The sequence below is a fragment of the Neisseria mucosa genome, from assembly GCF_003044445.1.
In the GTDB taxonomy this organism is placed as follows: domain Bacteria; phylum Pseudomonadota; class Gammaproteobacteria; order Burkholderiales; family Neisseriaceae; genus Neisseria; species Neisseria mucosa_A.
In genome coordinates this window covers 57119-71876 of sequence record NZ_POWX01000015.1, presented here as the reverse complement: position 1 = coordinate 71876, position 14758 = coordinate 57119, and the positions used below count along the sequence as shown (strand labels likewise).

16 protein-coding genes and 2 tRNA genes are annotated in these 14758 nt (G+C 50.6%); 5 read left to right on the top strand and 13 right to left on the bottom strand.

The window, feature by feature from the left end; genetic code table 11:
• Nucleotides 1-101 (bottom strand): helix-turn-helix domain-containing protein (locus DBY90_RS09300; RefSeq protein ID WP_185952201.1); only part of this gene is annotated, 101 nt, incomplete at its 3' end.
• Nucleotides 102-465: 364 nt separating this feature from the next.
• Here DBY90_RS09300 and DBY90_RS09295 point away from each other — a divergent pair.
• Both DBY90_RS09295 and DBY90_RS09290 read left to right on the top strand, forming a co-directional pair.
• Nucleotides 466-1593 (top strand): Gfo/Idh/MocA family protein, encoded by a 1128-nt coding sequence (locus DBY90_RS09295; protein WP_070492483.1) that lies wholly within the window; start codon nucleotides 466-468, stop codon nucleotides 1591-1593.
• Nucleotides 1590-2249, top strand: coding sequence for an NAD(P)H-dependent oxidoreductase (locus DBY90_RS09290; RefSeq protein WP_070492457.1), 660 nt, complete (start codon nucleotides 1590-1592; stop codon nucleotides 2247-2249). Before DBY90_RS09295 ends, DBY90_RS09290 begins: the two co-directional genes overlap by 4 nt.
• A 165-nt stretch (nucleotides 2250-2414) precedes the next feature.
• On the opposite strand, the gene mraY is transcribed toward DBY90_RS09290, so the two are convergent.
• From mraY to mraZ, 12 genes are all read right to left on the bottom strand, one after another.
• Entirely contained in the window at nucleotides 2415-3497 is a 1083-nt protein-coding gene (mraY, locus tag DBY90_RS09285; protein ID WP_070492456.1) for a phospho-N-acetylmuramoyl-pentapeptide-transferase, read from the bottom strand.
• 195 nt (nucleotides 3498-3692) lie between these two features.
• Entirely contained in the window at nucleotides 3693-3866 is a 174-nt protein-coding gene (locus tag DBY90_RS13185) for a hypothetical protein (RefSeq protein WP_100066885.1), read from the bottom strand.
• A 16-nt stretch (nucleotides 3867-3882) separates the two neighbouring features.
• The gene (locus DBY90_RS09275; protein WP_039856060.1) at nucleotides 3883-4311 is read right to left on the bottom strand and encodes a hypothetical protein; all 429 of its coding nucleotides are present in this window, start codon (nucleotides 4309-4311) and stop codon (nucleotides 3883-3885) included.
• Nucleotides 4312-4313: 2 nt separating this feature from the next.
• Nucleotides 4314-5681, bottom strand: a complete 1368-nt coding sequence (locus tag DBY90_RS09270; RefSeq protein ID WP_070492455.1) for a UDP-N-acetylmuramoyl-tripeptide--D-alanyl-D-alanine ligase — start codon at nucleotides 5679-5681, stop codon at nucleotides 4314-4316.
• Nucleotides 5678-6106: a hypothetical protein gene (locus DBY90_RS09265; protein ID WP_083286726.1), complete on the bottom strand. Its 429-nt coding sequence runs from the start codon at nucleotides 6104-6106 to the stop codon at nucleotides 5678-5680. The genes DBY90_RS09270 and DBY90_RS09265 overlap by 4 nt, the downstream gene beginning before the upstream one ends.
• Nucleotides 6107-6128: 22 nt before the next feature.
• Nucleotides 6129-6989, bottom strand: coding sequence for a peptidase (locus DBY90_RS09260; protein WP_070492454.1), 861 nt, complete (start codon nucleotides 6987-6989; stop codon nucleotides 6129-6131).
• Nucleotides 6990-7013: 24 nt separating this feature from the next.
• Complete coding sequence (locus DBY90_RS09255) at nucleotides 7014-7535, bottom strand: M23 family metallopeptidase (RefSeq protein ID WP_107987066.1); 522 nt, start codon at nucleotides 7533-7535, stop codon at nucleotides 7014-7016.
• Between the two features lie 188 nt (nucleotides 7536-7723).
• Nucleotides 7724-9202, bottom strand: a complete 1479-nt coding sequence (locus DBY90_RS09250; protein ID WP_070679443.1) for a UDP-N-acetylmuramoyl-L-alanyl-D-glutamate--2,6-diaminopimelate ligase — start codon at nucleotides 9200-9202, stop codon at nucleotides 7724-7726.
• Nucleotides 9203-9226: 24 nt separating this feature from the next.
• Nucleotides 9227-10975 carry a peptidoglycan D,D-transpeptidase FtsI family protein gene (locus DBY90_RS09245; protein ID WP_070492451.1) on the bottom strand — a complete coding sequence of 583 codons (1749 nt, stop codon included), beginning with the start codon at nucleotides 10973-10975 and terminating at the stop codon, nucleotides 9227-9229.
• 90 nt (nucleotides 10976-11065) lie between these two features.
• Nucleotides 11066-11329 carry a cell division protein FtsL gene (gene ftsL, locus DBY90_RS09240; RefSeq protein WP_003743297.1) on the bottom strand — a complete coding sequence of 88 codons (264 nt, stop codon included), beginning with the start codon at nucleotides 11327-11329 and terminating at the stop codon, nucleotides 11066-11068.
• Between the two features lie 55 nt (nucleotides 11330-11384).
• A complete protein-coding gene (rsmH, locus tag DBY90_RS09235; protein ID WP_107987064.1) occupies nucleotides 11385-12338 on the bottom strand; it encodes a 16S rRNA (cytosine(1402)-N(4))-methyltransferase RsmH in 954 nt (317 codons plus the stop codon).
• Nucleotides 12335-12790, bottom strand: coding sequence for a division/cell wall cluster transcriptional repressor MraZ (mraZ, locus tag DBY90_RS09230; protein ID WP_016687214.1), 456 nt, complete (start codon nucleotides 12788-12790; stop codon nucleotides 12335-12337). The genes rsmH and mraZ overlap by 4 nt, the downstream gene beginning before the upstream one ends.
• Nucleotides 12791-13141: 351 nt before the next feature.
• Between mraZ and DBY90_RS09225 the strand changes: the two genes are divergently transcribed.
• The 3 genes from DBY90_RS09225 to DBY90_RS09215 all read left to right on the top strand — a co-directional run bounded on the left by DBY90_RS09225 (nucleotide 13142) and on the right by DBY90_RS09215 (nucleotide 14624).
• Nucleotides 13142-14299 (top strand): class I SAM-dependent methyltransferase, encoded by a 1158-nt coding sequence (locus DBY90_RS09225; RefSeq protein WP_070492449.1) that lies wholly within the window; start codon nucleotides 13142-13144, stop codon nucleotides 14297-14299.
• A 166-nt stretch (nucleotides 14300-14465) separates the two neighbouring features.
• Nucleotides 14466-14542: transfer RNA gene (locus tag DBY90_RS09220), tRNA-Met, on the top strand.
• A 6-nt stretch (nucleotides 14543-14548) separates the two neighbouring features.
• A tRNA-Ala gene (locus tag DBY90_RS09215) sits at nucleotides 14549-14624 on the top strand.
• Nucleotides 14625-14758: the final 134 nt, after the last annotated feature.

Sequence of the window (14758 nt, the reverse complement as noted above, 5' to 3'; positions counted from 1 at the left end):
TGAACTTTTTTGAGATGCCTCAGAATAGTCTGCCGACTGCATCCGTAAGTTTTGGCAAGCTGTGCGGCGGTCTGTTTGCCTTCGCTGTATGCCTGCCATATTTCCTGCGGATTAAGCCGTCTGCCGCCATCAAACTGTCTGCCGCAAGCATGGCATTTGTAGCGTTGTTTGCCGTTTCGGCAGCCGTTCCTTTTGACTTGTTTTGAGTCGCAAAAAGGGCATTTTTTGTATTCAAAGCCTTTGACCTCTTTTAAAGCCTTATAGGATAAGGATTGCGGGGATTTTTAGCCTCCATTTTGTTACTTACGTCGACAAACACGCTAAGAGAGACAAACCTAACACAAAAGGTCGTCTGAAAAGTCAAAATCAGATTTTCAGAAGGCCTCTTTGCACTTTTCCATCTATACCGTTTCACAAAAATTTCACTATAATTTACCCTCGTTTTTTCTGTTACATCGTCTGAAAATGTCTGAATTTATCTCCGATCGCAAAATCAAATTCGCCTTAGTCGGTTGCGGCCGTATTTCCAACAATCATTTCGGCTCGTTTGAAGTATTGCAAGAAGATTGCGAACTCGTTGCCGTGTGCGACATCGATCCTGCCGCGCTTGAGGCGGCGATCAAGCGCACCGGAGCAAAAGGTTATGCCCGCTATACGGAAATGCTGGCGGAAACCGATGCCGACGTAATCGTCATCACCACGCCGTCCGGCTTGCATCCCGAGCAGGCTGTTGAGGCGTTGGAGGCCGGTTTTCACGTCGTCACCGAAAAGCCGATGGCAACCTGCTTTACGGACGGCGAACGCATGGTTCAAGCCGCTGACAAAGCGGGCAAACGCTTGTTTGTCGTGAAACAAAACCGCCTGAACGCCACGCTGCAACTGCTCAAACGCGCGGTCACGGAGCAACGCTTCGGCAAAATCTATATGGTGCATTTGAATGTTTTTTGGACACGTCCGCAGTCGTATTACGATCAAGGAGGCGGTTGGCGCGGCACTTGGAAGCTGGACGGCGGCGCGTTCATGAATCAGGCAAGCCACTACGTCGATTTGATGGAATGGCTTATCGGCCCGGTAGCGGAAGTGCAGGCGATGATTGCAACCCACCGCAAAATTGAAGCCGAAGACACGGGCGTGATGAACCTCCGTTGGCGCGACGGCACGCTCGGTTCGATGGCAGTGACCATGTGCACTTATCCGAAAAACCTCGAAGGCTCGATTACCATTTTGGGCGAAACCGGCACGGTGCGCATCGGCGGCATGGCGGTGAATGAAATTCAGGAATGGAACTTTGCCGACGAGCGCAATTACGACGAACAGGTCAAAACCGCCAATTACGAAACCACGTCGGTGTACGGTTTCGGGCATCCGCTGTATTATCGGAATGTTGTCGATGTGTTGCGCGGCAAAGCCGAGCCTGTTGTCGGCGGGCGAGAAGGCTTAAAATCGCTGGAGCTGATTAATGCCGCCTACCTTTCTGCACACAACCGTCAAACGGTTTCGCTGCCGCTGGTGTTGCAATCTTTGCGAACGTTTGAACATTCTGATTGTCCGAAAGGAAGCCCCTTCCATACTCAATCAAAGGAATCATCATGATACTGACCCGCGAACAAGCCCTCGAAATTTTCAAACGGCGCGTTTCCGTCCGCTATTACGACCCTGCACGCAAAATCAGTGCCAAAGATTTTGCCGCCATCCTTGATTTCGGGCGGCTCTCGCCCAGCTCCGTCGGCTGTGAGCCGTGGCAGTTTGTGGTTGTGCAGAACGCGGCATTGCGTGAAAAAATCAAACCTTTCGCTTGGGGGATGCAGGCTTCCATTTCGGATGCCAGCCATGTCGTTTTCCTGTTGGCACGAAAACACGCCCGCTACGACAGCCCCGCTTTTGAAGAGTTGATGGACAGACGCGGTTTGACCGCCGAAGAGAGGGCGGGCGCATTTGAACGCTACCGCCGTTTCCAAACCCACGATATGCCCATCGCCAACGACGAACGCGCCCTGTTTGACTGGGCAGGCAAGCAAACCTACATCGCGCTGGGCAATATGCTTACCGGCGCGGCGATGCTCGGCATCGATTCTTGCGCCATCGAAGGCATAGAGTATGCCGAAGTGGAAAAAATCCTTGCCGAAGCCGGATTGCTCGATCCTGAAAATTACGGCTTGTCCGTCGCCGCAACCTTCGGCTACCGTGTGCGCGACATTAACCCGAAACCGCGCCGCGATGCGTCGGAAACGGTAATTTGGGCGGAGTAGCGCCGATTAAATCTAAAGAGCCGAACAGCAATCACCGTATCGTTTCAAACAGATACTTTTGCAAGTCTTCAAAGCAAATCCTGTGATTTCTGTTTCTCTTTCAAACAAAGAAAAAGGTCGTCTGAAATCTGTTTCAGACGACCTTTTCGATATTGATCCGAATAGTTAACGGATTTTCAGCGTACTCAATCCGATTAGCACCAAGACGATGGTGATAATCCAGAAGCGGACGACGACTTGGGTTTCTTTCCAGCCTTTTTGTTCGTAGTGGTGGTGGATAGGCGCCATCAGGAAGATGCGTTTTTTGGTTTTCTTGTACCAGCCGACCTGAAGCATGACAGACACGGCTTCGACGACGAACAGACCGCCCATGATGACGAGAACGAACTCTTGGCGGACGATGACGGCAACGGTACCGAGTGCCGCACCCAATGCCAACGCGCCGACGTCGCCCATGAAGACTTGCGCAGGATAGGCGTTGAACCACAAAAATCCAAGACACGCGCCGCACATGGCGGTACAGAAAATCACGACTTCGTTCGCGCCTGCGACATAAGGCAGTTGCAGGTATTGGGCGAATTGCGAGTGTCCGCTGGCGTAGGCGAAGATGGCGAGGCCGGCGGCGACGAGGACGACGGGGAAGGCGGCAAGTCCGTCAAGACCGTCGGTGAGGTTGACGGCGTTGGAAGTGCCGACGATGGTCAGATAGGTCAGGACGACAAAGCCGACTACGCCCAGCGGCAAGGCGACTTGTTTGAAGAAGGGGACGATGAGGATGTTGTTGGAGCTATTGGAAGCAAGGTAAAACAAGGCAAGCGCGGCGATGATGGCGACGCTTGACTGCCACACCATTTTGAATTTGGGAGAAACGCCGTTGGGGTCTTTATAAACGACTTTGCGCCAGTCGTCGTAAAAACCGAGCGCGCCCGTGGCGAGCAATACGCCCAAAAGAATCCAAATATACGGGTTCGCCCAGTTGCCCCACAAGATTGTGGACACGGTGATGGCTGTCAGAATCAGCGAGCCGCCCATCGTCGGCGTACCGTTTTTGATGAGGTGGGTTTGCGGCCCGTCGGTGCGCACTGCCTGCCCGACTTTTAATTGCGTCAGTTTACGAATGGTCCATGGGCCGAGCAGCAGGGAAAACGCCAAAGCAGTCAATGCCGCCATGACGGCGCGGAATGTGGTGTATTGAAAGACATTCAGACCGGACAACCAGTTACTGAAATGTGCAAGCCATAAAAACATGGGGCTTCCTTTTGTTTTTGTTGTTACATTGGGCTTATCGCCCGTTTTAAAGTTTGGTTTTGGGGTCGTCTGAAAAAATTTCAGACGACCTTTGTAGATTATCAAGCAGATTATGACAGTCAGCGCCTGCTGAAGTTCACTCTCTATGCAGGTTTCTGACAAACCCGTTATCCGTTGTTTAGAGAGATAGCAGCATTATTGAGTAGCGGCGGCGTTAGCGTCTTTCTCAATCACGCAAATCGGATAATTTCCCGGATTCTTGCCGCCGCCCAAATCCAAGCAGGTATCTTCATAAATAAATGCCTGTACTTTCATTCCGGCATAAAACGTAGCAATCAGCAAACCAGCCAATAGAAAAATCTTTTTCATATTTCTGACGGCCTTTTCAAGTTTTATTTTCTTGAGTCTGAAAATAATCTTTGGGATGTAAGCAAAACAGGCTATAACAAATTGCAGCACGAATAACAACATCCGGCCATGACAACCAACTTGCCCAACTTACAGTTAAATAATTGACTGTATTGTAAACGATATACAGAATGCAACTAAATAGCCACAACCTACGCGCCCAATCCTTACCTCTCCATAGTCCAACAGCAGTAACCAGCATCAATATCACTTGCACAAGCAAATAAAAATTTCCTAACCAAAACCAAAGTAAACGTCCACTTGTGATTTCGTATGCTGTCCTTATTGTCTCAAATCCTACATTTTCGATGTAAAGCCACACTGCCGCAGGCCATAAAACTGCTGCCACTATTATCATTAAAACGATAAACTGCAACAGTATAGGTCGTTTTCTTTTCTGCCCCATTTTCAGACGGCCTCTTTATTCGTCAATGCCTCGACCACTTCTTCCATCTTCATAAAGCGCGAACCTTTTACCAACACGGTGGCGCGTTCGGGCAAATCGTGGCTCAATACTTGAATCAGAGGGTCTTTGGCGGCGAACCACAAACCGTCCGCGCCAAATGTTTCCGCCGCTTCGACGCTGTTGTCGCCGACAAAATAAGCCGCTTCAATGCCTTGGTCGCGGGCGTACGCGCCGACTTCGGCGTGCATGGCGGCGGCTTCGTCCTCGCCCAGTTCGCCCATATCGCCCATCACGAAAATACGCGGCGCAGGCATACGCGCCAACACGTCAATCGCGGCTTTCATACTGTCGGGGTTCGCGTTGTAAGTATCGTCAATCAGGGTCGCGCCTTTGATGCCGGCTTTGACGTTCAGACGACCTTTGATGTTGCTGAAACCTTTCAAACCTTCCGCCACATCGTTCAAACTCAAACCAGCCGCCAAAGCCAACGCGGCGGCAGCGGCGGCGTTGTGGACATTGTGGCGACCGGGAACGGGCAGCAACACGGCGGCGCGCTCGTCGCCGCACACCAAATCAAATTCGCACGACAAAGGTTTCAGCACGATATTTTCCGCGTGGACATCGCCGCTATCGATGCCGAAAGTCCGCTGCTGATGATCTTGGGAGGTCGTCTGAAACACGACGGCATGTTCGTCTTCGCACGGAATCAAAGCCAATCCGTCTTCGCCCAAACCTTGATAAATCTCGCTTTTCGCCTTGGCAATATCGAGCGTACCGTCAAAACCGCAGCCGACATGGGCGCGCAGGGCGTTGTTGACCAAGGCGGCATCGGGCTTGGCGATTTGCGTCAAAACCGCCAGTTCGCCGAAATGGTTCATGCCCATTTCGATCACGGCATAGCGGTGTTTTTCGTTTAATTTCAACAAAGTCAACGGCAGCCCGATATGGTTGTTGAAATTGCCCGCGGTCGCCAAAACGGCATCATCGCCGAAACGGCGGCGCAATACCGCAGCCAGCATTTCCTTCACCGTCGTCTTGCCGCCCGAGCCGGTAATGCCGAACACAAACGGGTTCACATTCCCACGCCAAGCCTTCGCCAGCGTTTGCAATGCCGCAAGCGTGTCATCAACTTTCAACGCACCATCCATTGCAGCGCAATCTTCGCGCGAAACCACAACCGCCGCCGCACCCGCAGCCAATACGTCTTCAACAAAATCATGCGCGTCAAACCGCTCGCCCGCCAATGCGAAAAACACATCGCCCGCGCGGATGTCGCGGCTGTCGGTTATGATGCGCGACACGGGTTTGTTTTCAGACGGCGTCGTAAGGTTGAGGGTTTGGCAGATGAAGTTTAGGTCTAGTGGTTTCATGGTTGTACATCTTGTCCTTGTTCGAGAGGCTCTGCGCTTGGGTCCACATTTTCATTTTGGGAAATCGTTTTAAAATAGCGGAGGTTGCGCACTGCCAACACGATAAAAATAATAGCGGCAAAGTTTACGCCTAAAGCAAAATGGTTGACAGAGAAATGAAATTGCAACTTCAGTACACTGTCCAAATAAAAAGAAAAAGAAAATATACTGCTGGCAAAAGCTATCTGAAATACGCATGGCGCAAAAACGTATATCATCCTACGGAAACCTACCGCGCGGAATTTAAACGCATTCCATGCAGCAGACAACGCCAATCCCAGCCAAGCTATGCCCTGTACCAAGGTCAACCATGCTAAAAACTTGCCGCTTTTAGGCAGTTTCTTATAATCTGGAAATTTACTTGAAAACCAATTGGTTATTTTCATTTTTCAGACGACCTGCCCACACTCAACTACCGATTTTTCCATACTCTTGATAATCGGAGAAACACAAGATGATGGTTTTACCGTTTTTACGGTAAGGGTGGCAGAGGCTGTAATGACCGTCTTCCGCTTCATAGCGCATTTCCTGGGTTTGTCCGGCAAATACTTTTTGCAGGTATTCGCGCTCCTTCAAATCCGGGGAATAGACATAGTCGGTTTTCTTGACCGCTACTTTCTCACCATTTCGATTCACGACAAAATTATCGCTACCTTCTGCATTCTGATTGGCGGCAGGCACGGCTTCGTCACTCAGGGTAAGACGGGAGGAGTCGGCTGAAAAAGCCAGATAAACCGGTTTGTTGTCAATCTTATCCGGCACGATAATCACGGCAGACTTAAAAGATGAATCGTCTTTAGCCATCAAATCCAAGATTTCCGACGTTTTTCTGATATACGCCAAGTCGAAACGGTAATCTATCAACGCATCTATTTGAGCAGGATTGTCTTTGACGATGCGTTCCGACGATTGAATTAAAATGTCGCGTTTTTGTTGAATAGTCAGGTAATTACCGCCGAACAACAATGCCGCCAAAATAGGAAATACCGCCAACAGCAGATATACGGTTTTCCTACCGCCACGGACTTCTTCCTCCTGCCCGCGCTCGGCAATACGGGTCAGATTCAACATGATGTTCAGCATCAGCGTACCGCCCATCACAGCAAAAATTCCCAGAATACTCATCAGGAAAATTTCTGTAATGTGTTCGCGGAACACCTTGAGTCCGAAAACTTGAATCAATATCAGCGCGAACACCCAGTACACCAGCAGTGTCACTGCCACCATACCGATGATGTTCGTTGCCTTGACCAGTTTTTTTGCGTTCATCTCTTCACTCTTTTTTCAGACGACCTATTTATCCTGATTAATCAACGGATAGGGATTGATCGCACCGTTTGGCAAATAAACGCCGTAATGCAGGTGCGCCGGCGTGGTTTTGGCGTTGCCTGTTTTGCCGACATAGCCGATGACCTGTCCTTCTTTCACGCGTTCATACAGGCGGACGCTGGCGAATTTGTTGAGGTGGGCATAGTAGTGCCATGCGCCCGGCCCTTGGATGCCGATGACTTTGCCACCCAATCGGTTGCGCCCGATTTTGGTTACGATACCGGGCGTCGTGCTGCGTATCGGCGTGTTTTTCTTGGCGAAAATATCCACGCCCTCATGTCTGCGCCCCTGGCTGCGCGCCGCGCCCCAAGTATCGTCAAAACGCTTGCCTTTAACAGGATTGGGCAGGCTTTGCGCCGTTGGCGGTTCTTTCGCCCTCAGCTCGGCAATTTCGGCGTTCGGGCGTGGCAGTTGTTTGGTGGTACAGCCCGCAAATAAAATCATGGCTGCACTGATGAAAAGGGTTTTTGTCGGCATTTTCAGCATCAAATCGGTCTCCTCGTTTTTCAGACGACCTTTGAAATTCCAAATCGGGGTCCTCCGAAACAACAGTGATGGGTTTAATGGCTGACGTGCCGTAATGCGTGGGTTGTGTTGCTTTTATTGTGGGGGATAAACGTTTTCAGACGACCTTGATGGTCTTCAGGTCGTCTGAAAACTTTGTATTGTCTATTTTATATTCGTTCTGCCAACGCTTTCTCTGCAACTTCGAAATCAGAAAAATGATGCTTCACACCCTGCATGTCCTGATAATTTTCGTGTCCTTTGCCGGCAATCAGGATAATGTCGTTTGCGGCGGCGCGGTCGACTGCGTAACGGATGGCGGCGGCGCGGTCGGCTTCGACACATTCGGGCGCGGGCACGGCAGGCAGGATGTCGTTGATGATGTCTTGCGGATTTTCCAAGCGCGGGTTATCGCTGGTTACGACGACTTTATCCGCGCCCTGTACGGCTGCCGCGCCCATCAGCGGGCGTTTGCCGCGGTCGCGGTTGCCGCCGCAGCCGAATACGCACCACAAAGCCGCACCCTGTGGTTTGATTTCCTGCAAGGTGGAGAGTGCTTTTTCCAATGCGTCTGGCGTGTGGGCGTAATCGACGACGACCAAGGGCTTGCCGCTGTTCATGATGCAGTCCATGCGGCCTGAGGCGGGACGGATTTTTGTCAGCACATCCAATACTTTATCAAGCGGATAACCGTTGGCACAAAGCAAGGCGATGCAGGCGGCGAGGTTTTGCGCGTTGAACCGTCCGAGCAGGCGGGTGCGGCAGCGGCCTTCGCCCCACGGGGTTTGGAATACGGCTTCCATGCCGTCTGAAGAAGCGGTGAAATGAACAATGCGGATGTCGGCGTGTTCGCTGAAGCCGTAGCCGTAAACGGCCAAATCAGGGCAGTCTTTTTTCAGACGACCTACGAGTTCTGCGCCGTATTCATCATCTACATTGATGACGGCGTGTTTCAAGCCGTGCCAGTAAAACAGGCGTGACTTGATGGCGCCGTAGGCTTCCATCGTGCCGTGGTAGTCGAGGTGGTCTCGGGTGAGGTTGGTGAAGATTGCGCTGCGGAATGGCACGCCGTTGACGCGCGATTGGTCAAGGCCGTGGCTGGAGACTTCCATCGCGGCGGCTGTTGCGCCTTGCTGACGGAAACGGTAGAGCAGGGTTTGGACATCGACGGGGGCGGGGGTGGTGTGCGTGGTTTCTTCCAATGCGCCCCAAAAGCCGTTGCCGACCGTGCCGATGATGGCGGTTTTTTCGCCCAATAAATCGGCGGCTTGTGCCAGCCATTGTGTGATGGAGGTTTTGCCGTTGGTACCGGTTACGCCCCAGACTTTGAGGTCGTCTGAAACGTTGCCGTAAACTTGCGCCGCCAACATGCCGGCACGGTGTTTCAAATCTTTGATGCCTTGATTGGGGACTTTCCATTCGGGATTCCACGCAAATTTGCCGTCGTCGTCCCAAAAAACAAAAGCCGCGCCGTTGGCAATGGCAGCGGGGATATAACTGCGGCCGTCCGTATATTCGCCCTGACAGGCAACGAAAATATCACCTTGTTTAATTTGACGGCTGTCTGAATGCAACAAACGCCCTGCTGCGTTTGCACACAGCAGAGGCGGAATGTTGGTTTCAGCTAAAGGGGTTAACTTGCTGAACATAAAATAATCTCGTTGATACTCGGATTAAGACGGTGTTTTGACGGCTGCAACATTGGTCAGAGGCTTGGTCGGGGAAACGCCCAAGATATTCAGGCTGCCGCCCATGACTTGTTTGAAGACCGGACCTGCCACTACGCCGCCGTAGTAACCATTGGCAGTCGGTTCGTCGATGGTTACCGCCACAATCACGCGGGGATTTTTAGCAGGAGCAAAACCGATGAAAGTTGCCACGTGTTTGTTATCAACGTAACGTCCGTTGACCAACTTACGCGCCGTACCGGTTTTCGCGCCGACGTCGAAACCATCTACCGCACCCGCCGTACCCGTACCGCCGGGCTCGGTTACAGAAACCATCAAATCACGCACTTCACGCGCGGTCGAAGCTTTAATGACGCGTTTGCCTTTGGGCGCAACCGCCTGTTTCTCGAAGCTGACCGGCAACAATTCGCCGTCATGTGTCAACATGGTATAAGCACGCGCCAATTGAAGCAGGCTCAATTGCAAGCCGTAACCGAAAGACATGGTTGCCTGTTCAATCGGCTGCCATCTGCGCCAGCTTCTCAAAAGACCAGCCGTCTCACCTGGGAAACCAGAGTGCATCCGCACACCCACACCCAAATCATGGTAAAAATCATACATTTCTTTAGGCGTGAATTTTGCAGACAGTTTGCTGGTACCGACGTTGGAAGATTTTTGCATGATGCCGCGCACATCCAAAGTAGGATACACATGGGTATCGCGCACGGTAGCGGGACCGATTTTATAAGGCATAGTGTTAAAACGATCAGCCACACCGACTTTGCCGGAATCCAATGCTTTGGCAATCGTAAACGGCTTCATTGCAGAACCCGGCTCAATCATATCGGTAACGGCTCGATTGCGGCGCTGTTCGCTATCGGCGCTGCCCGGTTGGTTGGGATCATAGGCAGGGCTGTTGACCAAAGCCAAGATTTCGCCGGTTTGCGCATCCAATACCACAACCGTACCTGCTTTGGCTTTGTGATAAGCCACTGCTTTATTCAGTTCATCATAGGCAAGTGTTTGAATACGTTGATCCAAAGACAAAACCATGTCCTGCCCGTTTTTCGGATCGCTGTTGCGCGGAGAATCCAAACTATCGACGATATTGCCTTTATTGTCGCGCAAAACCACTTTCGCACCGTCCGCACCATGCAGACTGTCTTCTCGTGACAATTCCAAGCCTTCCTGTCCTTTGCCGTCGATATTGGTGAAACCGATAACGTGTGCGAACAGGTTGCCCATCGGATAATGGCGTTTCAGCTCTTTTTGGAATGCCAAGCCTTTAATGCCCAAAGCTTTAATTTCTTCTGCTTTTTCTTGGCTGAGTTGACGCTTCAGATAAATAAAATCTTTATCTTTTTTCGCCAATTTTTCCTGCAACGCCTCAACAGGCAGCTCAACAATAGCCGCCAACTTAGCCATCTGTTCGGCAGTCGGCATTTCTTCCATACCGGAAGGCATGGCATACAAGGATTCAGTCGGTGCACTCAACGCCAAAGTCGCGCCGTTACGGTCGGTAATCATGCCGCGCGACGCAGGTAAAGTCAGGGTACGGACAAAACGCTGATCGCCCTGATTTTTCAAAAATTCATGCTGCGTGGTTTGCAAATAGATGCCGCGCCCGAGCAATGCAGTAAAAGCAAGAGCCATACACCCCAAAACAATACGGATACGCCCGTCGCTGGTAACAGGTTTTTTGATTTTTTCAACCTTAGGCAGCATCCGAGGCTTATATTCGTTCTTAATCAACATTTTAAAGTTCTCATATATTATGTTTGCCGAACCCGTGTTCCGCATACCGACGAATATCTTCTCTATTTGCCGGCTTTATCATTATTAATATTATTTTTTTCTTTCCACCATCACAGTATTGCCCGCACTAGGCGGTTTAAGGCGTTGCTTCTCAGCCGCCACCTTAATCAGCTTGTGGTTTGCAAGCCGCGCCTGATCCAATTTCAAGCGTGCATAGTCCTGATCAAGCTTGATTTCCTGCTTTTGCGCTTTATCCAAAGCGATGAAGTGCAAACGCGATTGGTCTTGCACAGTGACCACCGCAAAAGCAGATACCGATACCAAGACCAACAAAAGGATATTTAATTTATTCATTATTTTCAGACGACCTCAATCTGTTTGTTCCGAGGACACCTGCCCCACATAATGCTTATTCTGTAATCTCACCGCCCGTCCGCTCCGCGACTCGTAAAACTGCGCTGCGCGCCCGCGGGTTGAAAGCGGTTTCTTCAACACCCGGCTTTATCGCCTTTCCCACCGCCTTTAACGGCGGCAGAGGCAAATCTGCTTCTTTGACCGCCGCCCAGCGAGGCAAAGGAGGATGTTGCGAATACTTTTTAACGAATTGTTTCACGATGCGGTCTTCAAGCGAATGGAACGCGATCACCGCCAAACGCCCGCCCTGTTTCAGACGACCCATCACTTGCGGCAGAACCGCCTCTACCTCTTCGAGCTCGCGGTTAATAAAGATGCGAACTGCCTGGAAGGTGCGCGTCGCAGGGTCTTGCCCCCGCTCACGAGTACGGACGTTTTGCGCCACGAGCTGCGCCAGCTTGCGGGTTGTATCGATCGGACTTTCTGTCCGTTGCGCAACAATGGCGCGCGCAATCTGGCGACTAAACCGCTCTTCACCATAATTCTTGATAACCTCGTGCAAATCTTGTTCCGATGCTGTTGCAATCCACTCTGCGGCAGACATTCCGCGCGTCGGATCCATACGCATATCCAAAGGTGCATCAAAACGGAAACTGAAACCTCGTGCGCCATCATCTATCTGCGGGGACGAAATCCCCAAATCAAACAACGCACCATCTATTTCTTCAATACCCAGCTTATCCAGGGTCGTCTGAAAACTTGAAAACCCGTCATGGACTACTGTAACGCGCCCATCCTGCTCAGCCAGCTTTTGCGCCGCCTCAATCGCTTGCGGGTCTTTATCGAACACAATCAGACGACCTTGACTGCCCAGACGGGACAAAATCAATCGGGAGTGCCCTCCCCTGCCGAACGTCCCATCCACATAAATACCGTCTTCACGAACCGCCAGAGCATCAACCGCCTCGTTTAACAAAACGGTGATATGTTGATATTCAGCATTACTCACAATTGCAAATCCGTCTGACTTAATTGGAACGCCAACTCTTCAGGATCGTCATCCAAAGCCTGAGTCATTTCAGCTTCCCATTGATCACGGCCCCACAATTCCAAACGGTTGGCACGACCGACCAAGGTAACGTCTTTTTCGAAATCCACCCGTTTGCGCAGATTGGCAGGAATCAGCACACGACCGGCACTATCCCATTCCAGCGTATCCGCATTGTGCAGCAGCAGATTTTGGTAGCGCTGCAACATCTGGTTCCCCGCTGTTTTCAGGCGCAAAAGCTGCTCGACAACCTTTGCCCATTCAGCTTCCGGATACATCAACAATTTTTCACGGGAATCCAAAGTAACCACAATCGACGGCGTATAATGGCGCAGCAAAATATCGCGGAACTTGGCAGGAATTGCCAACCGCCCTTTGCTGTCAATACTCAATTCGTGAGCGCCACCAAACACAATTTCGTCCTATCGGTTTAAATCGGAATTTTTTGGGCAATGCAGACACTTTTACCCACATCGCCCCACTAGCCCACACTATAAAAAATTTTAACGCCTCGGTCAAATCGCCTTACTCTAAAATCCCAGTACATATGCAACAACAAAATCATTAAAAAACAGTATTTTAACCAAACAAGCACACAAGCCGAACCACCCATTTTACCCGATTTGGTTTTTAAAAACACAATATGTAGTATTCAAAACCAAAACATAACACAATATATGGTATAAAAAAATGAAAAAACGCCCCTTTTCCGTTCACGTTATAATAGACAAATAAATTCACAAATTTTACATTATCTAACAGTTATGAAGGCACACCTCCCCCTCCCCTCCCCTGCCGCACAAGCCTCAAGTTCCAAACTATTTGAAATCATCACACAGGAAATAAAAGCCCAAAATAACTGGATTCCTTTCTCACGATTCATGGAGCTTGCACTCTACACACCTGAATACGGTTACTACACCGGAGGCAGCCATAAAATCGGCACAGACGGCGATTTCATTACCGCCCCCTCCCTCACTCCATTGTTCGGACAAACCTTCGCCCGACAACTTGCCGAACTACTCCCGCAAACCGCCGGCAACCTCTATGAATTTGGCGCTGGTACAGGGCATCTCGCCGCCACCTTATTGAAAAGCCTTTCAGACGACCTCAAGCATTACTACATCATCGAACTTTCCCCCGAGCTTGCCGAACGCCAACGCCAATTCATCGCCGAACACACCACCCCGCAACTGGCACAAAAAGTCATCCACCTGACCGAACTGTCCGAATCTTTCGACGGCATCATCATCGGCAACGAAGTCCTCGATGCCATGCCTGTTGAAATCATCCGCCGCACTCAAAACACCTTTCAACACATCGGCATCTCCATCACCCCCGACGGACAGTTCGAACAAAGCCCTCAACCCTTGAAGCAACCCGATCTCCTCCGTTTAGCCGCCACCTACTTCCCCGAAACCGAACACCCCTACACCAGCGAGCTACACCCCGCCCAATACGCCTTTATTCTCACCCTCGCACAGAAAATCACACGCGGCGGCATGATATTTATCGACTACGGTTTTGACGCTACCCAGTATTACCACCCGCAACGCGACGAAGGCACGCTCATCGCCCACTACCGCCACCACACCGTTCACGATCCGTTTTTCCATATCGGACTGACCGATCTGACCGCTCACGTCAACTTTACCGACATTGCCCAAGCGGGTACTGACGGCGGACTGGATCTCATCGGCTACCTGCCTCAGTCCCATTTCCTATTCAACCTAGGCATTACCGACCTGCTGGCACAAACCACTCCCCCAGGCACAGCAGACTACCTCCGTGTCAGCACTGCCGTACAAAAACTGACCGACCAGCACGAAATGGGCGAACTCTTCAAAGTCATCGCCTTTGGCAAAAACATCGACATAGACTGGACAGGTTTCCGCTTTGGCGACATCTGCCACAAACTTTGAAATCCCCCACATCAAACCATCCCTCCAAATACACAGGTCGTCTGAAACACAGTTTCAGACGACCCCACCCATGATTTATTCCATTAAAAAACAAAAACAAAACACAAAGCACAAAATAAAACTTGCCAAAAACTCAAAACAACATATAATAGCGACTTCACGAAACGGCGAATTAGCTCAGTCGGTTAGAGCAGAGGAATCATAATCCTTGTGTCCGGGGTTCGAGTCCCTGATTCGCCACCAAATTTCGGGGGTATAGCTCAGTTGGTAGAGCGCTTGCATGGCATGCAAGAGGTCAGCGGTTCGATCCCGCTTACCTCCACCAGATAAAAAAGACCTTGTTTAAACAAGGTCTTTTTTATTTATATATCTACCTATCCTTAAAACTTGATAAGCAGCCGATACAATATTCATTGAAACGACTGAAAACGGTTGTTAAGCGAATCTGCACGCCCGCAT

Coding starts and splice junctions, on each gene's coding strand:
- DBY90_RS09295 (WP_070492483.1), top strand. CDS start 466: ATGTCTGAATTTATCTCCGATCGCAAAATCAAATTCGCCTTAGTCGGT.
- DBY90_RS09290 (WP_070492457.1), top strand. CDS start 1,590: ATGATACTGACCCGCGAACAAGCCCTCGAAATTTTCAAACGGCGCGTT.
- mraY (WP_070492456.1), bottom strand. CDS start 3,497: ATGTTTTTATGGCTTGCACATTTCAGTAACTGGTTGTCCGGTCTGAAT.
- DBY90_RS13185 (WP_100066885.1), bottom strand. CDS start 3,866: ATGAAAAAGATTTTTCTATTGGCTGGTTTGCTGATTGCTACGTTTTAT.
- DBY90_RS09275 (WP_039856060.1), bottom strand. CDS start 4,311: ATGGGGCAGAAAAGAAAACGACCTATACTGTTGCAGTTTATCGTTTTA.
- DBY90_RS09270 (WP_070492455.1), bottom strand. CDS start 5,681: ATGAAACCACTAGACCTAAACTTCATCTGCCAAACCCTCAACCTTACG.
- DBY90_RS09265 (WP_083286726.1), bottom strand. CDS start 6,106: ATGAAAATAACCAATTGGTTTTCAAGTAAATTTCCAGATTATAAGAAA.
- DBY90_RS09260 (WP_070492454.1), bottom strand. CDS start 6,989: ATGAACGCAAAAAAACTGGTCAAGGCAACGAACATCATCGGTATGGTG.
- DBY90_RS09255 (WP_107987066.1), bottom strand. CDS start 7,535: ATGCTGAAAATGCCGACAAAAACCCTTTTCATCAGTGCAGCCATGATT.
- DBY90_RS09250 (WP_070679443.1), bottom strand. CDS start 9,202: ATGTTCAGCAAGTTAACCCCTTTAGCTGAAACCAACATTCCGCCTCTG.
- DBY90_RS09245 (WP_070492451.1), bottom strand. CDS start 10,975: ATGTTGATTAAGAACGAATATAAGCCTCGGATGCTGCCTAAGGTTGAA.
- ftsL (WP_003743297.1), bottom strand. CDS start 11,329: ATGAATAAATTAAATATCCTTTTGTTGGTCTTGGTATCGGTATCTGCT.
- DBY90_RS09225 (WP_070492449.1), top strand. CDS start 13,142: ATGAAGGCACACCTCCCCCTCCCCTCCCCTGCCGCACAAGCCTCAAGT.